The sequence below is a fragment of the Klebsiella quasivariicola genome, assembly GCF_002269255.1.
Lineage (GTDB): Bacteria > Pseudomonadota > Gammaproteobacteria > Enterobacterales > Enterobacteriaceae > Klebsiella > Klebsiella quasivariicola.
In genome coordinates, this window is sequence record NZ_CP022823.1 from 2,067,422 (window position 1) to 2,086,620 (window position 19,199).

A 19,199-nucleotide genomic window follows, 5' to 3' on the forward strand; every position below is an offset into this window, starting at 1 on the left:
ATGGAGAATTAATTTCCGGGTATTACTACTCTAACAACGGCAGTAGGGAATGCGATTTTTCTAATGCCTTGTTTTGATGCCGATAAAATTGTTAATTCCGATTTTTCCCTACATGAAAGCGAATTAAAGCTGGAGTTTACCATGCACAAATTTACTAAAGCGCTGGCGGCCATTGGTCTCGCTGCGGTTATGTCACAATCAGCTATGGCGGAAAATCTTAAACTGGGTTTTCTGGTGAAACAACCAGAAGAGCCATGGTTCCAGACTGAGTGGAAATTTGCTGATAAAGCAGGAAAAGATTTAGGCTTTGACGTTATTAAAATTGCGGTCCCGGATGGGGAGAAAACCCTCAACGCGATTGACAGCCTGGCGGCCAGCGGCGCGAAGGGCTTTGTTATCTGTACCCCCGATCCGAAGCTCGGCTCGGCGATTGTCGCTAAAGCGCGTGGCTATGATATGAAGGTCATTACCGTCGATGATCAGTTCGTCAACGCCAAAGGCAAACCGATGGAGAGTGTGCCGCTGGTGATGATGGCGGCCAGCGAAATCGGCGCCCGCCAGGGGCAGGAACTGTATAAAGAGATGCAAAAACGCGGCTGGGATGTCAAAGACACCGCCGTGATGGCCATCACCGCTGATGAGCTGGACACCGCCCGCCGTCGCACCACCGGTTCTATTGATGCCCTCAAGGCGGCTGGCTTCCCGGAAGCGCAAATCTACCGCGTACCAACCAAATCTAACGATATCCCCGGGGCGTTCGACGCCGGTAACTCGATGCTGGTTCAGCATCCGCAGGTTAAGCACTGGCTGATCGTCGGGATGAACGACAACACCGTCCTCGGCGGCGTGCGTGCCACCGAAGGCCAGGGGTTTAAAGCGCCGGATGTCATTGGTATCGGCATCAACGGCGTAGATGCCGTGAACGAACTGTCGAAAGCGCAACCGACCGGCTTCTATGGCTCCCTGCTGCCAAGTCCGGATATTCATGGCTATAAAACCAGCGAAATGCTTTACAACTGGGTCACCAAGGGCGTTGAACCGCCGAAGTTCACAGCGGTGACCGACGTGGTACTGATCACCCGCGATAACTTCAAAGAAGAGCTGGCGAAAAAAGGGTTGTAACAGCCCGGTTGAACTGGCCCCTGCCGTAGCGGTGGGGGCTGAGTGCAGAAGAGTGGAGTCGTTATGCAACAGTCTACCCCTTATCTCTCATTTCGCGGCATCACCATGACATTCCCCGGCGTGAAGGCGTTGTCCGATATCAGTTTTGACTGTTATCCCGGACAGGTCCACGCCCTGATGGGTGAAAATGGCGCAGGCAAATCGACGCTGCTGAAAATTCTCAGTGGCAACTACATCCCGACCGCAGGCCATTTGCAGATCGGCGGCCAGCAGATGGCGTTCTCCAATACCATGGAGGCGCTGAACGCCGGCGTGGCGATTATCTACCAGGAGCTGCATCTGATCCCGGAGATGACCGTCGCCGAAAATATCTATCTTGGCCAACTGCCGCACAGAGGCGGCATCGTCAATCGCTCGCTGCTCAACTATGAGGCTCGTCTGCAGCTGGAACATCTGGGGCTGGATATCGACCCCGAAACGCCGCTGAAGTATCTCTCTATTGGCCAGTGGCAGATGGTGGAGATTGCCAAAGCGCTGGCGCGTAACGCCAAGATCATTGCTTTCGATGAACCGACCAGTTCGCTCTCCGCCCGGGAGATCGACAACCTGTTTCGCGTTATCCGCGAGCTGCGGGAAGAGGGCCGGGTCATCATTTATGTTTCACACCGGATGGAAGAAATTTTTGCGCTCAGCGATGCCATCACCGTCTTTAAGGATGGCCGCTATGTCTGCACCTTTGACGATATGGCGAGCGTCAGCCACGACGCGCTGGTCCAGGCGATGGTGGGACGCAACCTGGGCGATATATATGGCTGGAAGTCACGACCGTACGGCGAAGAGCGGCTGCGCCTGGAGGAGGTCAAAGCTCCGGGCGTGCGTACGCCGATCAGTCTCTCGGTACGCAGTGGCGAAATCGTCGGCCTGTTCGGGCTGGTGGGCGCCGGGCGCAGCGAGCTGATGAAAGGCTTATTTGGCGGCACCCGGATCACCGGCGGTCAGGTGTATATCGATGGCCAGCCTGTCGACATCCGCAAACCGGCCCAGGCCATCCAGGCTGGCATGATGCTGTGCCCGGAAGATCGTAAAGCCGACGGGATTATTCCGGTTCACTCGGTGCGCGACAACATCAATATCAGCGCCCGGCGCAAACATATCCATGCTGGCTGCCTGATTAACAACGCCTGGGAGGCGGACAATGCCGCTCAGCATATCCAGTCGCTGAACATAAAAACGCCTGGCCCGGAACAGCTAATCATGAACCTGTCCGGCGGCAACCAGCAGAAAGCGATCCTTGGCCGCTGGCTGTCGGAAGAGATGAAGGTGATCCTGCTCGACGAGCCCACTCGCGGCATCGACGTCGGCGCCAAACATGAAATTTACAACGTGATATATGGTCTCGCCGCCTCCGGTGTCGCCGTGGTGTTTGCCTCCAGCGATCTGCCGGAAGTGCTGGGCGTTGCCGACCGCATCGTGGTGATGCGCGAAGGGCAAATCGCCGGCGAACTGCTGCATGAAGATGCCAATGAACAGCAGGCGTTAAGCCTTGCAATGCCAAAAGTGAGTCAGGCTGTCGCCTGAGTAAGGAGTAAATGATGTCATCAGTGACTACGTCCGGCGCTACCCGCTCTGCCTTTAGCTTTGCCCGTATCTGGGATCAGTTTGGCATGCTGGTGGTGTTTGCGGTGCTGTTTATCGGCTGCGTAATTTTTGTGCCCAACTTTGCCTCATTCGTCAACATGAAGGGGCTGGGGCTGGCGATCTCGATGTCCGGAATGGTGGCCTGCGGTATGCTCTTCTGCCTGGCTTCCGGGGATTTCGACCTGTCGGTGGCGTCGGTTATCGCCTGTGCCGGGGTCACTACCGCGGTGGTGATTAACCTGAGCGAAAGCCTGTGGCTGGGGATTGCCGCTGGCCTGCTGTTAGGCGCGGTCAGTGGCCTGGTTAACGGTTTTGTGATTGCGCGCCTGAAAATTAACGCCCTGATCACCACGTTGGCCACCATGCAGATTGTTCGCGGCCTGGCCTATATTATTTCCGATGGTAAAGCGGTAGGGATCGAAGATGAGCGTTTCTTTACCCTCGGCTACGCCAACTGGTTTGGTTTGCCGGCGCCTATCTGGCTGACCGTCGCCTGCCTGGTGGTTTTCGGATTATTACTAAACAAAACCACCTTTGGCCGTAATACGCTGGCTATTGGTGGCAACGAAGAAGCCGCGCGTCTGGCCGGTGTCCCGGTGGTACGCACCAAGATTATTATCTTTGTGCTCTCCGGTCTGGTATCGGCGGCGGCGGGCATCATTCTGGCGTCGCGCATGACCAGCGGCCAGCCAATGACCTCGATTGGCTATGAGCTGATTGTGATTTCGGCCTGTGTGCTGGGCGGAGTATCACTGAAAGGCGGGATCGGCAAGATCTCTTATGTGGTCGCCGGGATCCTGATCCTTGGCACCGTGGAGAATGCGATGAACCTGCTGAACATCTCGCCTTTCTCACAATACGTCGTGCGCGGGGTGATCCTGCTGGCGGCGGTAATCTTTGACCGTTACAAACAAAAAGCCAAACGTGCGGCCTGAAATTAAGCCGAACTTTTAAGTCTACAGACTAATTGCCGCCAGCGCCCGTTTCGCTGGCGGTAACTATCAAAAATGGCGAGGTTGGTCACACTGTCTATACTTACATGGCTAACATATAATTAACAACCAGCTTCGGCTGGCCATGATAAGGAGGAAACAGGGTGGATAACCAGATATCTGTACCGCCTGCGCTAACCGGAAACTACGCCTTTTTCTTTGACCTCGACGGTACTCTTGCCGATATCCAGCCGCACCCCGATCAGGTGGTGATACCTGACAACACGCTGCAGGCGCTCAACGCGCTGGCCCAGCAGCAGGGGGGCGCAGTGGCATTGATTTCAGGGCGCTCAATGGCTGAACTTGACGCGCTAACCCATCCCTGGCGGCTACCGCTGGCCGGTGTTCACGGGGCCGAGCGCCGTGATATCAATGGAAAAACCTATATCGTCTCTCTGCCGTCGGCGCTGCGCGATGAGATCGCGTCTGAGCTCACCTCGGCGCTGGAAGCGCTCCCGGGATGCGAGCTGGAGAGTAAAGAGATGGCTTTCGCCCTGCACTATCGCCAGGCCCCGCAACAGCAAAGCGCTGTGCTGGAGCTGGCGCAACGCATTGTTCAGCGCTACCCGTTGCTGGCGCTTCAGCTTGGCAAGTGCGTGGTGGAGATTAAACCCCGGGGGGTGAATAAAGGGGAGGCGATTACTGCGTTCATGCAGGAGGCGCCGTTTGCCGGCCGTGAACCGGTTTTTGTCGGCGATGACTTGACCGACGAAGCGGGGTTCACCGTAGTTAATCAACTGCAGGGAATGTCGGTCAAAGTAGGCGCCGGGGAAACTCAGGCGCACTGGCGGTTGGCGGATGCCGCCGCTGTAAGGACGTGGTTGCAACATCTGGCGTATGACGCGCAAACCGAAAGGAGGGATGACCATGAGTCGTTTAGTCGTAGTCTCTAACCGTATCGCCTTACCGGACGATAAAAAATCGAGCGCAGGCGGCCTGGCCGTCGGCATCCTGGGGGCACTGAAAGCGGCGGGGGGTCTGTGGTTTGGCTGGAGCGGCGAAATTGGCGATGACCAGCAGCCGCTGAAGCAGGTCTCCCGCGGGAATATTTCATGGGCGTCGTTCAACCTCAATGAGCGGGACCATGATGAATACTACAACCAGTTTTCCAATGCCGTGCTGTGGCCGGCCTTCCACTATCGCCTTGACCTGGTCAGCTTCCAGCGCGAAGCCTGGGAGGGGTATCAGCGGGTCAATGCGATGTTGGCGGACAAGCTTCTGCCGTTGATTGAGCCTGAAGATACGCTGTGGATCCATGATTACCATCTGCTGCCTTTCGCCAGCGAGCTGCGTCAGCGCGGAGTCAACAACCGCATCGGTTTCTTCCTGCATATTCCGTTCCCGACGCCGGAGATTTTTAACGCGCTGCCACCGCACGCCGAGCTGCTTGAGCAACTGTGCGATTACGACCTGTTGGGCTTCCAGACCGAAAGCGACAGAACCGCCTTCCTTGACAGTGTTGCCATGCAGACCCGGCTCTCCGAGCTCGGCGATAAACGTTATCAGGCGTGGGGTAAAGCCTTCAGCACCGAAGTTTATCCGATTGGCATTGATCCAGACGAGATTACGCGCAACGCCAAAGGTCCACTGCCGCCGAAGCTGGCCCAGCTGAAAAATGAGCTGAAAAATGTGAAGAATATCTTCTCCGTGGAGCGCCTTGACTACTCAAAAGGGTTGCCGGAGCGATTCCTCGCCTACGAGACGCTGCTCGAGAAGTACCCTCAGCACCATGGCAAGATCCGTTACACCCAGATTGCACCGACGTCCCGCGGCGATGTGCAGGCCTATCAGGATATCCGCCATCAACTGGAAACCGCAGCTGGACGCATCAATGGCCAGTTTGGTCAGCTTGGCTGGACTCCGCTCTACTACCTGAACCAGCATTTTGACCGTAAGCTGCTGATGAAGGTCTTCCGCTACTCTGACGTCGGGCTGGTGACACCGCTACGCGATGGTATGAACCTGGTGGCGAAGGAATATGTTGCGGCGCAGGATCCGGATAACCCTGGCGTCCTGGTGCTGTCGCAATTTGCCGGGGCGGCGCAGGAGCTGACCAGCGCCCTGATCGTCAACCCTTACGATCGCGACGAGGTGGCCGCCGCGCTGGATCGCGCGCTCAGCATGCCGCTGGCGGAACGTATCGCCCGTCATTCCGCGATGCTGGACGTGATCAGAGAGAATGATATTCATAACTGGCAGGCGCGCTTTGTCGAGGATTTGCAGCATATTTCGCCGCGCAGCGAGGAGAGCCGTCTGCGGGGGAAGATAGCCACTTTCCCTAAACTGGCCTAGGTCAGGATAAGGGCTAACCGGCGTTAGCCCTTTTCAAGGGAAACCAGCAGGACATCGACGCCGCAGCTGCCAACGATACTTTTCGCTGAGCAGGTAGCGCGCGAGAACAGGGAATGGTTGTGATTGCCGCAGATCACCAGGTCGACCTGGTTTGACCGGCAAAAGTCCTTAATATGATGGCCCAGTTCGCCACAGGCGATGGTCATTTTTTCTATTGGGTAGTCCGCGTGGCGAGCCAGCTCGTTGAGAAAATCACGCATCTCTTCCTGCATCAGTTCGCGCAGATTTTCCATCATCGGCGCCGCAAACTGGTTATACATCTCCGGATCCGTGGCGAGGGTGATAAAGCTCACCTTCGCATTAACGGGGCGGGCGATCGACACCGCTTTTTTAATTAATATCTGACTCTCCGGCGTTGGTGCGACGGCAACCAGCAGATGTGAATAAGGCATCTGGCCTCCTTGAGATACGCGGAATAACCCTTCCTTTCCTTCTTTACTCCTGTTTCCCCGGCTGCGCAAGCGCCACACCTGGGATTTGCGAGCCTCTTCGCCTGTGCGTGATTTCAGGGTGATATCATTAAAATGGACCAATCTTTTGAGTAAAAAGAAATGCTGTTTTATAAATGAGTGAAGTGAAGAGGGCGCCTCTTTGTCTCTTTGCCACTGGCGGCTTTTTCATGGCAAAAGCGCAAAGGTAACGTCGTTTCGCTGCTTTTAGTGTAGCCAGGTACCCACTCCCTTCCGGTAAAAAATCCGGAACGATTGTCGGCGTTCTTTTAAAAAAAGACACAGGATCACGACGATGAAAACACGAAAAATTGGACTGGCTAACTACCTGGCCTACGGCGCGGGCGATTTTCTCGGCGCCGGCACGACGGCGCTTACCGCCGCATGGCTGCTCTACTTTTACACCACCTTCTGCGGACTCACCCCAATAGAGGCCACGCTTATTTTCGCTACTGCCCGCGTGCTGGATGCGGTGGTGAGCCCGCTGATGGGCTTTCTCACCGATAACTTCGGCACCACCTGGCTTGGCAAGCGTTTCGGCCGCAGAAAATTCTTTATTCTGCTCGGCATCCCGTGTGTATTCAGCTACTCGGCGATGTGGGTCGGCGAGATGGGCTTCTGGTACTACCTGGTCACCTATCTGCTGTTTGATATGGTCTATACCATGATTCTGGTGCCCTACGAGACGCTGGTGCCGGAAATGACCGATGACTTTAAACAGAAAACCAAATTCTCCGGCGCGCGTATTTCGATGGCGCAGATGTCGGCGATTTTAGCCTCCTTTCTGCCGGGGATCCTGCTGACCTGGCTCGGCAAAGATAATGCCAGCTCATTCTTTTATGCCAGTCTGGTGTTCTCGGTCCTGTGCGCGGTGATGCTGACCTTCGTCTGGTGTTTCACCTGGGAGCGGCCGCGTGAAGCGTGGTCAGAGGCGGCGCTGCGGGCGGAGGCGGAAAAACAGAACTTAACCCTCGGCCAGAGCCTCAATCGTCTGATTATTGAGCTGAGCTCCACACTACGGATAAAAATTTTCCGCCAGCACCTTGGCATGTATCTGGGGGGCTATATCGCCCAGGATGTCTTCAATGCCGTGTTTACCTATTACGTGGTCTTTGTTCTGATGCAGGAAGCCTCTGTCGCCTCGAATCTGCTGGGAACGATGGCTATCTTTCAGTTTATCGCGGTGATCGCCATGATCCCGCTGTGCATTCGCTTTGGCCCCGCGCCGTCCTACCGCATGGTGGTGGTTCTGTTTGGTCTGAGCTCGCTCTCGTATGCGCTGCTCTATTACGCCGGGCTGAGCGATGTCTACTCATTATTGCTGCTCATCTCGGCTGTTGCCGGACTGGGACGCGGCGGCATTAACTATGTGCCGTGGAATACCTACACCTATATTGCCGACGTCGATGAAGCGATCACCGGCCAGCGCCGGGAGGGGATTTTTGCCGGCATCATGACGCTGACCCGCAAAGCCTCGCAGGCGGGGGCGGTAATGCTGGTGGGTATCATCATGCAGCTGTCGGGGTTTGTCTCCGGGCAAAAAATACAGCCTGAAGGGGTGAGCCATACCATTCTGCTGATCCTCAGCGTCGGCACAGTAGTGGTGTTAGCCTGCGGCTTCCTCGTCTCGCTACGCTTCAAGCTTAACCTGCACACTCACAGCATCCTGCGCAGTGAAACCCTCAGAATGCGCGATCTCGGCAGTGCCCAGCCGGAACAGACCCGTGCGGAACACCGCGCGGTGGTCGAGATGCTGGCGGGGATGCCTTACGACTGCCTGTGGGGCAATAACAATATTGGCTATCTGAATCGTCATAAACCTGCTGCCCCGGCGCTCACCCAGGGCGGCGCTTTCAATTCGACATACACCCGAGGTTAACAACATGAAAGTTTGGCCGGTCAAACATAGCCCCTTACTGTGTCAGCCTGAGCGTTTTATCGCCCGCAGCGAACTGCAGGCGCTGATCCGCAACGTGACGCAAAATCTGGTGAATATCAAGGATGAGAGCGGGCAGTTTCTACTGCGCCTCGATGACGGGCGCGTTATCGATACCAAAGGCTGGGCCGGCTGGGAGTGGACCCACGGCGTCGGGCTGTACGGCATTTATCAGTATTATCAGCAAACCGGTGACATCGAGATGCGCGATATCATCGACCGCTGGTTTGACGAGCGTTTTGCCGAGGGAGCGACGACCAAAAACGTCAACACCATGGCGCCGTTTCTGACGCTGGCGTATCGTTTTGAAGAAACAGGACGGAGGGCGTATCTGCCGTGGCTGGAGAGCTGGGCGGAGTGGGCGATGCATGAGATGCCGCGCACCGAGCAGGGCGGGATGCAACACATCACTCTGGCAGAGGAGAACCATCAGCAAATGTGGGATGACACCCTGATGATGACCGTGCTGCCGTTAGCCAAAATTGGCAAGCTGCTCAATCGCCCGCAGTATGTGGAGGAGGCGACCTATCAGTTCCTGCTCCATGTGCAGAACCTGATGGACCGGGAGACCGGGCTGTGGTTTCACGGCTGGAGCTATGAGGGGCGGCATAACTTTGCCCGGGCGCGCTGGGCGCGGGGCAACAGCTGGCTTACCATGGTGATCCCGGATTTTCTGGAGCTGGTGGATCTCCCCGAGGGGAACGCGGTACGGCGCTATTTGATGGCGGTACTCAACGCGCAGATTGCTGCCTTAGCGAAATGTCAGGACGACAGCGGCCTGTGGCATACCCTGCTGGACGATCCGCACTCATATCCTGAGGCCTCGGCGACCGCCGGCTTTGCTTACGGCATTCTCAAAGCGGTGCGCAAGCGTTACGTCGGCCAGCACTATGCCGGGGTGGCGGAAAAAGCGATTCGCGGGATTGTGCGGAATATTTCACCTGAGGGAGAGCTGCTGCAGACCTCGTTTGGCACCGGGATGGGGTCAGACCTCGATTTTTATCGCCAGATCCCGCTTACCTCGATGCCCTATGGCCAGGCGATGGCGATCCTTTGTCTGACGGAGTATCTGCGCAAGTATTTCTGAGCAGGAGGCCCCGCTGGCGGGGCGGTGAATAAAACTAACCCGGCTTTCGCCGGGTTGCTTATTACATACGCTCTACGGTTTCGATACCCAGGGTATCGAGGCCCAGTTTGAGGGTTTTCGCCGTCAGCAGCGCCAGCTTCAGGCGGCTGTTGCGGGTCTCTTCGCTTTCCGCGCTGAGGATCGGGCAGTGCTCGTAGAAGCCGGAGAACAGCCCCGCCAGATCGTACAGGTAGGCGCACATCACGTGTGGCGTCCCTTCGCGAGCGACCACGGAGAGGGTCTCTTCAAACTGCAGCAGGCGCGCGGCCAACTGGGCTTCGCGATCTTCGGCGATGACCACCGGCGCATCGATCAGCGCATTTTCGTCAATGCCCGCTTTGCGGAAGACGGAGAGCACGCGAGTATAGGCATACTGCATATACGGTGCGGTGTTGCCTTCGAACGCCAGCATATTATCCCAGTCGAAAACGTAGTCGGTGGTACGGTTTTTCGACAGGTCGGCATATTTTACCGCACCGATGCCCACCACTTTAGCCAGATTTTCCAGCTCGTCAGCCGGCATATCCGGATTCTTCTCCGCCACCAGGCGGCGGGCGCGCTCCAGCGCTTCGTCCAGCAGATCCGCCAGCTTCACGGTGCCGCCGGCGCGGGTTTTAAACGGCTTGCCGTCTTTCCCCAGCATCATACCGAACATATGGTGCTCCAGCGGCACAGAGTCCGGCACGTAGCCTGCTTTACGCACGATGGTCCACGCCTGCATCAGGTGCTGGTGCTGACGAGAGTCGATGTAGTAGAGCACACGGTCAGCGTGCAGCGTTTCATAGCGATACTTCGCGCAGGCGATATCGGTGGTGGTATAGAGGTAGCCGCCATCCTTTTTCTGGATGATGACGCCCATCGGTTCGCCTTCCTTGTTTTTATACTCATCAAGGAACACCACGGTGGCGCCTTCGCTCTCGACGGCCAGCCCTTTGGCTTTCAGATCGGCGACGATCCCCGGCAGCATCGGGTTGTACAGGCTTTCACCCATCACGTCATCGCGGGTCAGCGTCACATTCAGGCGATCGTAGGTGATCTGGTTCTGCGACATGGTGATGTCGACCAGCTTACGCCACATCTGCAGGAAGTACTCATCGCCGCCCTGCAGCTTAACAACATAGCTGCGCGCGCGCTCGGCGAAGGCTTCGTCTTCGTCGTAGTGCTTTTTCGCTTCGCGATAGAACCCTTCGAGATCGGCCAGGGCCATTTCACCCGCGTTTTCCTGCTGCTGTTTTTCCAGATACGCGATCAGCATGCCGAACTGGGTGCCCCAGTCGCCGACGTGGTTGGCGCGGATCACCTTGTGGCCAAGGAACTCCAGGGTACGGACCGAGGCATCGCCGATGATGGTCGACCGCAGATGGCCGACGTGCATCTCTTTCGCCACGTTGGGCGCCGAGTAGTCGACGACGATGGTCTGCGCCTGTGGGGTTGTGACGCCCAGGCGCTCAGACTGCAGCGCGCGGTTGACATTGTCCGCCAGGAACGCGGGGTCGAGGAAAATATTGATAAAGCCCGGCCCGGCGATTTCAACCTTACTGGCAATGCCGTTGAGGTCAAGATGAGACAGTACCTGCTCTGCAAGTTGTCGCGGCGCCATGCCCAGTTTTTTGGCGACAGCCATCACGCCGTTGGCCTGATAGTCACCGAACTGAACTTTTGCTGACTGGCGGACCTGAGGTTCGCAATCGGCAGGCGCACCTGCCGCGATCAGGGCCTGGCTGACTTTTTCTGAGAGAAGAGCCTGAATATTCACCGGAATACCTTACGTGTAATGCGCCAGCCCCCGAGGGAGGCGGCGCCGGAATGTGGACAAATTAGGGCGGGAGTATACTGCATTTGTCCCCGTCCGTCAGCATTGCGCGCGGCGTGGCGGCGTGCGCAATCCATCGCCGTTCAGTTGCCCATCAGCAGGACGGCGGTTGGTCCGCAGGCCGAAACACGGTAGATTAGCCTTTTTATTATTGACGAACATAAGTGACGAGCAAACCCATGGCGAACTGGCAGCAGATTGAACAACTGGCCGATATTACGGCGGATCTCCCGCGATTTTCCGAAGCGCTGCAGCGCTTCGCTGCGCGACTGGGACTGGAGATCGCTGGACTCGACGCCGACCATATCTCCCTGCGCTGTCATCAGAATACCACCGCGGAACGCTGGCGCCGCGGTCTGGAACAGTGCGGAACCCTGCTGTCGGAGAATATGATCAACGGCCGGCCTATCTGCCTGTTCAAGCTGGCGGAGCCGGTCTGCGTGGCGCACTGGCGCTTCCATATCGTTGAGCTGCCGTGGCCGGGTGAAAAGCGTTATCCCCATGAGGGCTGGGAGCATATTGAAATTGTCCTGCCCGGCGATCCGGCAACCTTAAATGCCCGCGCGCTGGCGCTGCTGGCCGATGATGGGCTTGGCCAGCCGGGAATTGTCGTCAAAACCAGCTCGCCGAAAGGGGAACGCGAGCGCCTGCCGAATCCCACCCTGGCGGTAACGGATGGCAGCGTGACGATAAAATTTCATCCGTGGTCCATAGAACAAATCGTCGCCAGCGAGCAAGCCGATAGGTAACACTGTGAAGCCGCGCGGCGTCTGCCGCGTGAAATCGTGACATGCTAACAAGGTTGTCTGGATCAGGGAGAGAGGAATGGCGGTACTGGAAATCTGTTGCTATAGCATGGCGTGCGCCCGGGAAGCTGAGCGCTGCGGCGCTGACCGTATTGAACTTTGTGCCGCGCCGCAGGAAGGGGGACTAACGCCGTCTTACGGGGTGCTGGTCTCGGTGCGCGAGGCGATTACCATCCCGGTGCATCCGATTATTCGCCCACGCGGCGGCGATTTTTGCTACACCGAGGCGGAGTTCGCCGCGATGCTTGCCGATATTCACCTGGTGCGGGAGCTGGGGTTTCCAGGGCTGGTGACCGGCGTGCTGGATGCCGATGGCCAGGTCGATATCCCGCGGATGAAAAAAATAATGGCCGCGGCAGGACCGCTGGCGGTGACCTTTCATCGTGCTTTCGATCTGTGCGCCGACCCGCGTCAGGCCTGGAATACGCTGGGTAACCTGGGGGTCAAACGTATCCTGACTTCCGGTCAGCAATCCTCGGCAGAGAAAGGTATTTCATTAATTACGGAACTTATTGCCGCAGGGGATACTCCAATCATTATGGCCGGTGCGGGAGTCCGCGCCGCGAACCTGCCGCTGTTTCTGCAGGCGGGGGTGCAAGAGGTTCATAGCTCGGCAGGCCAGTGGTTACCATCGGAAATGCGCTTTCGTCATCCGGGCGTTTCGATGTCAGCCGATCCCGATGCAGACGAATACAGGCGCTACGCCGTCAATGGCGAAGCGGTGGCGGAGATGAAAAAGATGATTTCCGCCTGGAGACGTTAAACGATTTTTGCTGCACATCATGTCGCCCAATATGATGATTGCCCGTACCAGGCCCCTGCCCATTAAACAGGGGCCTTTTTTTATCTCGCCTTTTTCGCCAGCGACTGCTGGGTTTCCGGTTTGGTGGCAATTATCACTGCGCGCAGCGGAGCCGGATAGCCTTCCACCGTTTTGCTCTGATCCTGTGGATCGAGGAAATCGGCCAGCGATTCGGTCGTCATCCATTCAGTGCGCCGCTGCTCCTCTGTCGAGGTGACGCAGGCGTCGACGATGCGCACGTCAATAAATCCGCACTTCTCCAGCCACATTTTCAGGGCCGGCGCCGAAGGAATAAAATAGACGTTGCGCATCTGCGCATAGCGGTCGCCCGGAACCAGCACCGTATTTTCATCGCCTTCGACCACCAGCGTCTCCAGCACCAGCTCGCCCCCCGGCGCCAGCTGATCTTTCAACTGCCACAGGTGATCCAGCGGCGAGCGGCGATGGTAGAGCACGCCCATCGAGAACACAGTGTCAAAAGCTTCCAGCGCCGGCAATTGCTCGATACCCAGCGGCAGCAGATGCGCCCGCTGGTCGTTGCCGAGCAGCTTACGCACCGCTTCAAACTGGCACAGGAACAGCTGGGTGGGATCGATGCCGACCGCCAGATGTGCGCCGGCGCCGATCATCCGCCACATGTGATAGCCGCTGCCGCAGCCCACGTCGAGGATAGTCCGCCCGGTGAGATCGGACAGGTGCGGCAGAACGCGCTCCCATTTCCAGTCGGAACGCCATTCGGTATCGATATTAATGCCGTACAGCGAATAAGGGCCTTTGCGCCACGGCATCAGGTTTTTAAGCAAATTTTCTATCCGCAGCTGATGGCCTTCGCTGAGCGGCGTTTCGCTCTCGGCGGTGACGCTGTGCAGAAGGTCCAGACGCCAGGGCGTTAACTCCGGCAGAAATTCAACGGCGCGCTCCCATTCGCGAAACTTGCCGTGCAGGGCCTCGCGCTGCCAGGCGGCTACCTGGGCAGGCAGCGTTTCCAGCCAGTGAGACAGCGGGCTTTTGGCGATCAGCTGATAGAAGTTACTGAAGTCGATCATGCCTGCTCCCCGGATTTTACTGCCACCAGCGAGCCAAAGTTAAAGCACTGGAACCACAGTTCGGCATGTTCGAACCCAGCCTGACGCAGGCGTTTTTTATGGGTTTCCACGGAGTCCGTCAGCATCACGTTTTCCAGCATGCTGCGCTTCTGGCTGATCTCCAGCTCGCTGTAGCCGTTCGCGCGTTTAAAATCATGATGCATATTGAACAGCAGCTCGCCGACGTGGGCGTCTTCGAAGCTGAATTTCTCCGAGAGCACCAGTGCGCCGCCCGGATTAAGCCCCTGATAGACTTTATTGAGGATCGCCTGGCGATCGCCCGGCTCAAGGAACTGAATGGTAAAGTTCAGGATCACCAGCGAGGCGTTTTCAATGGCCACATCGCGGATATCCCCTTCAATAACCTCGACCGGCGTCGGCGCTTTATAGGCGTCAATATGGCGACGGCAGCGCTCTACCATCGCGGGAGAGTTGTCGATGGCGATAATGCGACATCCCGGATGACTAATATTGCGGCGCACAGAGAGGGTGGCGGCGCCCAGCGAACAACCAAGATCGTAAACCTGGGTGTTGGGCTGAACGAAGCGCTCGGCCAGCATGCCGATCATCGAGATGATATTGGAGTAGCCGGGCACAGAGCGCTGGATCATATCGGGGAAGACTTCAGCAACCCGTTCATCAAAGGTCCAGTCGCCGAGGCTGGCAATCGGCGCGGAAAAAAGCGTATCGCGGTGAGACATAACGTTAAACCCGAAAAAACGAAAACGGCGTATTGTGCGCTAACGGAGGGAGAAAACCAACTCCCAGGGCATATACCAGAGGTTGGCCAGCACCATCAGCAACAACGCGCACCAGGTGGCGCTCATGCCGGAGCGGCGCCAGTGGTAAACGCGGTGATGAAAACCCCAGGAGTGCATCAGTCGCCCGACAATCAATAAAATGCCGCAAACGTGCACCATCCAGGTCTGGGCGCCGTTCATCTCCATAAACAGCAGCAAAATCAGGCCAATCGGTACATATTCGACGGCATTACCATGAACGCGAATGGCGACCTGCAGCTCGCTGAAACCACCGTCACCGTAGCCTACATGGTACTGGGTGCGCAAACGCACCACGTCAAATGAGAACTTCACTAACAATAACGCACCTAAAACGGCATACAGCGCGCTGACCATACGAAAACTCCCTTTAACTCTGTCAGATGGCTCCGATTATGATAGCAGGATATCAGAAAAGGGAGGATTGCTGCGGTATCGACGGCGCATTTCCTGCCGCCGGCAGGGCGGCGCGCAGATCGCTCCACAGCGTATCCACCAGCGTCGGGGCGAAAGCAATGTCCGGGGTATGCAGGAACAGCCACGGGGTGCCGGACTGATGCCACTTTAGCAGGGTCTGCAGCCAGACGCGAAACAGTTCGCGGTTGTGAGCCATGTCGTCACCGCCGATAAAGCGCACCATTGGCTGCCGGGCGGTCATCACCGCATGCACCGGCACTTTGGGTTTCTTTTTCTGCGCGTCGATCATTGCCGGACTGGTGGCCACGGCGCTGTGAACCGGGCGGCTGTCGAGGATCACGCGGTTAACGTTGCGCTCGTGCAGCCCGCGGTTCAGCTGCTGCTCTGCTTCGCCTTTGGCGAAGAATTCGGGGTGACGAACCTCGATGCCGTAGGTGAAATCCTTCGGCAGCCCGTCGAGAAATTGCCATAACGCGGGGAGATCGCGAGGACCGAAGGTTGCCGGCAGCTGCAGCCAGTACTGGCCGATGCGCGGGGCCAGCGGCGCCAGGCGGGCGAAAAATTCACGGCTTAACTCGTCGCAATGGCGCAGCGCGGCCTGGTGCGAGATAGTGGCAGGGAATTTGAAGCAGAAACGGAAGTCATCGTGGGTCTGTTCGTACCAGCGGGCGACGATCTCTGGCTTCGGGAGCGCATACAGGGTGGTGTTGCCCTCCACGCAATTGAAGTGGCGGGCGTACTCTTCAAGGCTGGTGATGCCAAGGCGCACCCATTTCGGGTGCGACCACTGGGGAAGCCCAATATAAATCATAACGCGGCGAGGATCTCCTCGGTGCTGCGCACCCGGCCGATGCGCGGGAAAATATGCGTCATGCTGCCCTGATGCTGCTCGGCGGAGGCGGCGCTGCAGGCATCTTCGGCGATGACCAGGTTAAAGCCCAGCTCCCAGGCGTTGCGGGCGGTGGATTCGACGCCGATGTTGGTGGAGATACCGCAGAGGATAATGGTGTCGATCCCGCGGCGGCGCAGCTGAAGCTCCAGGTCGGTACCATAGAACGCGCCCCACTGGCGTTTGGTCACTTCGATATCGCTCTCCTGCTTACCGAGCGTGGCCGGGTAGGTCCACCAGTTTTCGGGTAGCGTATGTGCTCCGGCCTGAGCGTCGACAGGCTGTTTCAGCGCTTCGGCGAAGTCGGCGGACCAGCCGACGCGGACCATGATGACCGGCGAACCCTGTTGCCGGCACTTGTCTGCCAGGCGAGCGGCGCGCGCCACCACCTCATCAGCCCGATGTGGTCCACCGGCAAAAGGCAGAATGCCTTCCTGCAGATCGATCACCACCAGCGCCGTGTTTTTTGCATTGAGTTCTAACATGGTATCCCCGTATCTTCTTCTGTTGTCAGGCGGCTACAATACCTGCGCGGCTTCTGCAAAAGGGTAACAAATATTGTTAATTTATGTGAGTGTAGACGTTAAGCGCGCAGCAAAGCAGCGTACATCGTGCGTCGGACTTATCGAACGACAGAATTTCCAGTATAATAGCCGCCTTTTTTCATTCAGTTGTGACATCAGCTAAAGCTGCGACCTCGTCGCCTGCAGGGCAGACGACAATCCGCCGACGGCTAAGTTAAGGGATATCTCATGCGTACAGAATATTGCGGACAGCTTCGACAGTCCCACGTTGGGCAGCAGGTGACTCTGTGTGGTTGGGTCAACCGCCGTCGCGATCTCGGTAGCCTCATTTTTATCGATATGCGCGACCGCGAAGGCATCGTTCAGGTGTTTTTCGACCCGGATCGTGCGGATGCGTTGAAATTAGCCTCTGAACTGCGTAATGAGTTCTGCATTCAGGTCACTGGCACCGTCCGCGCGCGTGAAGAGAAAAACATCAACGCGGACATGGCCACCGGCGCCATCGAAGTGCTGGCCTCCGATCTGACGATCATTAACCGCTCAGAATCGCTGCCGCTGGACTCCAATCACGTCAACACCGAAGAAGCGCGTCTGAAATACCGCTACCTCGACCTGCGTCGTCCGGAAATGGCGCAGCGTCTGAAAACCCGCGCGAAAATCACCAGCTTTGTGCGCCGCTTTATGGATGACCATGGCTTCCTCGACATCGAAACCCCGATGCTGACCAAAGCCACCCCGGAAGGCGCTCGCGATTACCTCGTGCCTTCTCGCGTGCATAAAGGCAAATTCTACGCGCTGCCGCAGTCCCCACAGCTGTTCAAACAGCTGCTGATGATGTCCGGGTTCGATCGCTACTATCAGATCGTTAAATGCTTCCGCGATGAAGACCTGCGTGCCGACCGTCAGCCTGAATTTACCCAGATCGACGTGGAAACTTCCTTTATGACCGCGCCGCAGGTGCGTGAGATCATGGAGGCGATGGTGCGTCAGCTGTGGCTGGAAGTGAAAGGCGTCGACCTGGGCGATTTCCCGATCATGACCTTCGCCGAAGCCGAACGTCGCTATGGCTCCGATAAACCGGATCTGCGTAACCCGATGGAGCTGGTGGACGTCGCCGACCTGCTGAAGTCTGTGGAATTCGCGGTCTTTGCCGGCCCGGCCAACGATCCGAAAGGGCGTGTGGCGGCGCTGCGCGTCCCGGGCGGGGCATCTCTGACCCGCAAGCTGATTGACGAATACGGCAACTTTGTGAAGATCTACGGCGCGAAGGGGCTGGCCTATATTAAAGTGACCGAGCGTGCGAAAGGCATGGACGGGATCAACAGTCCGGTGGCGAAGTTCCTGACTGCGGAGATCGTGGAAGCGATCCTTGAACGCACCGGCGCGCAGGACGGCGATATGATCTTCTTCGGCGCTGACAATAAGAAAGTGGTGGCCGACGCGCTGGGCGCGCTGCGTCTGAAGCTCGGTAAAGACCTGAGCCTGACAGACGAAAGCAAATGGGCGCCGCTGTGGGTGATCGACTTCCCGATGTTCGAAGACGACGGCGAAGGCGGTCTGACGGCGATGCACCATCCGTTCACCTCGCCGAAAGATATGACGGCGGATGAGTTGAAAGCCGCGCCGGAAGAGGCCGTAGCGAACGCCTATGATATGGTCATTAACGGTTATGAAGTCGGCGGCGGTTCGGTGCGTATCCACCGCGGCGATATGCAGCAGACCGTATTCGGTATTCTGGGCATTAACGAACAGGAACAGCGTGAGAAATTCGGCTTCCTGCTGGATGCGCTGAAGTACGGTACCCCGCCGCATGCCGGCCTGGCCTTCGGTCTTGACCGTCTGACCATGCTGCTGACCGGTACCGATAATATCCGCGACGTTATCGCCTTCCCGAAAACCACCGCCGCGGCTTGTCTGATGACCGAAGCGCCAAGCTTCGCCAATCCGACTGCGCTTGGTGAACTGGGTATTCAGGTTGTGGAGAAAGAGGCGAAAGCGTCTCTGGAGAACAAGTAATATGTCATTTAAGCTGCCCGTTTCGGTGCTGGTGGTGATTTACGCCAAAGATACGAAGCGGGTGCTGATGTTGCAGCGGCGCGACGATCCCGCGTTCTGGCAGTCGGTCACCGGCAGCCTGGAAGCAGGAGAGACCGCGCTGCAGGCCGCCGCGCGTGAAGTAAAGGAAGAGGTCGCCATTGATGTTGCCTGCGAGCAACTGGCCTTAATCGACTGTCAGCGCACGGTGGAGTTCGAGATATTTTCTCATTTGCGTCATCGCTATGCGCCGGGCGTGGAGCGCAATACAGAATTTTGGTTCTGTCTTGCGCTGCCTCATGAGCGGGAGATTACCTTCACCGAACATCTGGCCTACCGCTGGGTTAGCGCGACGGAAGCCGCTGCGCTGACCAAGTCGTGGAGCAACCGGCAGGCGATTGAAGAATTTGTAATTAACGCCGCCTGAAAGGGCGC

Annotated in this window: 18 protein-coding genes; 11 read left to right on the forward strand and 7 right to left on the reverse strand. The window is 57.4% G+C overall.

What is annotated here, in order from left to right; all coding sequences use genetic code 11:
- Positions 1-141 precede the first annotated feature (141 nt).
- From B8P98_RS10350 to otsA, 5 genes are all read left to right on the forward strand, one after another.
- Positions 142-1,122: an arabinose ABC transporter substrate-binding protein gene (locus B8P98_RS10350; protein ID WP_004203441.1), complete on the forward strand. Its 981-nt coding sequence runs from the start codon at positions 142-144 to the stop codon at positions 1,120-1,122.
- 63 nt (positions 1,123-1,185) lie between these two features.
- Positions 1,186-2,700, forward strand: a complete 1,515-nt coding sequence (gene araG, locus B8P98_RS10355) for an L-arabinose ABC transporter ATP-binding protein AraG (RefSeq protein WP_087805318.1) — start codon at positions 1,186-1,188, stop codon at positions 2,698-2,700.
- A gap of 14 nt (positions 2,701-2,714) precedes the next feature.
- Positions 2,715-3,695, forward strand: coding sequence for an L-arabinose ABC transporter permease AraH (araH, locus tag B8P98_RS10360; RefSeq protein ID WP_004203438.1), 981 nt, complete (start codon positions 2,715-2,717; stop codon positions 3,693-3,695).
- A gap of 161 nt (positions 3,696-3,856) precedes the next feature.
- Positions 3,857-4,645 carry a trehalose-phosphatase gene (gene otsB / locus B8P98_RS10365; RefSeq protein ID WP_025711115.1) on the forward strand — a complete coding sequence of 263 codons (789 nt, stop codon included), beginning with the start codon at positions 3,857-3,859 and terminating at the stop codon, positions 4,643-4,645.
- Complete coding sequence (gene otsA / locus B8P98_RS10370; protein WP_025711114.1) at positions 4,620-6,044, forward strand: alpha,alpha-trehalose-phosphate synthase; 1,425 nt, start codon at positions 4,620-4,622, stop codon at positions 6,042-6,044. The genes otsB and otsA overlap by 26 nt, the downstream gene beginning before the upstream one ends.
- A 23-nt stretch (positions 6,045-6,067) precedes the next feature.
- Here the strand turns inward: otsA and uspC are convergent, their stop codons facing one another.
- Complete coding sequence (gene uspC / locus B8P98_RS10375; protein ID WP_080896656.1) at positions 6,068-6,496, reverse strand: universal stress protein UspC; 429 nt, start codon at positions 6,494-6,496, stop codon at positions 6,068-6,070.
- Positions 6,497-6,848: 352 nt separating this feature from the next.
- On the opposite strand from uspC, the gene B8P98_RS10380 reads away from it, so the two are divergent.
- Together B8P98_RS10380 and bglB are read left to right on the forward strand one after the other, a co-directional pair.
- A complete protein-coding gene (locus tag B8P98_RS10380; protein ID WP_080896657.1) occupies positions 6,849-8,432 on the forward strand; it encodes an MFS transporter in 1,584 nt (527 codons plus the stop codon).
- A 4-nt stretch (positions 8,433-8,436) separates the two neighbouring features.
- A complete protein-coding gene (gene bglB, locus B8P98_RS10385; protein ID WP_080896658.1) occupies positions 8,437-9,576 on the forward strand; it encodes a beta-galactosidase BglB in 1,140 nt (379 codons plus the stop codon).
- A 61-nt stretch (positions 9,577-9,637) separates the two neighbouring features.
- Here bglB and argS read toward each other — a convergent pair whose 3' ends face one another.
- A complete protein-coding gene (gene argS / locus B8P98_RS10390; protein ID WP_025711111.1) occupies positions 9,638-11,371 on the reverse strand; it encodes an arginine--tRNA ligase in 1,734 nt (577 codons plus the stop codon).
- A 236-nt stretch (positions 11,372-11,607) separates the two neighbouring features.
- Here argS and B8P98_RS10395 point away from each other — a divergent pair, with 236 nt between their 5' ends.
- Entirely contained in the window at positions 11,608-12,177 is a 570-nt protein-coding gene (locus tag B8P98_RS10395; RefSeq protein WP_025711110.1) for a VOC family protein, read from the forward strand.
- Between the two features lie 76 nt (positions 12,178-12,253).
- A complete protein-coding gene (gene cutC, locus B8P98_RS10400; RefSeq protein WP_025711109.1) occupies positions 12,254-12,997 on the forward strand; it encodes a copper homeostasis protein CutC in 744 nt (247 codons plus the stop codon).
- A gap of 80 nt (positions 12,998-13,077) precedes the next feature.
- Here the strand turns inward: cutC and cmoB are convergent, their stop codons facing one another.
- The 5 genes from cmoB to B8P98_RS10425 are packed head-to-tail and all read right to left on the reverse strand — an operon-like array spanning position 13,078 to position 16,691.
- Positions 13,078-14,082, reverse strand: coding sequence for a tRNA 5-methoxyuridine(34)/uridine 5-oxyacetic acid(34) synthase CmoB (gene cmoB / locus B8P98_RS10405; protein ID WP_095032966.1), 1,005 nt, complete (start codon positions 14,080-14,082; stop codon positions 13,078-13,080).
- Positions 14,079-14,822 (reverse strand): carboxy-S-adenosyl-L-methionine synthase CmoA, encoded by a 744-nt coding sequence (gene cmoA / locus B8P98_RS10410; RefSeq protein WP_025711107.1) that lies wholly within the window; start codon positions 14,820-14,822, stop codon positions 14,079-14,081. Before cmoA ends, cmoB begins: the two co-directional genes overlap by 4 nt.
- 39 nt (positions 14,823-14,861) lie before the next feature.
- Positions 14,862-15,257, reverse strand: coding sequence for an MAPEG family protein (locus B8P98_RS10415; protein ID WP_008804243.1), 396 nt, complete (start codon positions 15,255-15,257; stop codon positions 14,862-14,864).
- Between the two features lie 52 nt (positions 15,258-15,309).
- Entirely contained in the window at positions 15,310-16,128 is an 819-nt protein-coding gene (locus B8P98_RS10420; protein WP_080896660.1) for a DUF72 domain-containing protein, read from the reverse strand.
- Positions 16,125-16,691: a hydrolase gene (locus tag B8P98_RS10425; RefSeq protein WP_025711105.1), complete on the reverse strand. Its 567-nt coding sequence runs from the start codon at positions 16,689-16,691 to the stop codon at positions 16,125-16,127. Before B8P98_RS10425 ends, B8P98_RS10420 begins: the two co-directional genes overlap by 4 nt.
- Positions 16,692-16,958: 267 nt before the next feature.
- Between B8P98_RS10425 and aspS the strand changes: the two genes are divergently transcribed.
- Together aspS and nudB are read left to right on the forward strand one after the other, a co-directional pair.
- Positions 16,959-18,746, forward strand: coding sequence for an aspartate--tRNA ligase (gene aspS, locus B8P98_RS10430; protein ID WP_025711104.1), 1,788 nt, complete (start codon positions 16,959-16,961; stop codon positions 18,744-18,746).
- A 1-nt stretch (position 18,747) separates the two neighbouring features.
- Positions 18,748-19,191: a dihydroneopterin triphosphate diphosphatase gene (gene nudB, locus B8P98_RS10435; protein WP_025711103.1), complete on the forward strand. Its 444-nt coding sequence runs from the start codon at positions 18,748-18,750 to the stop codon at positions 19,189-19,191.
- Positions 19,192-19,199: the final 8 nt, after the last annotated feature.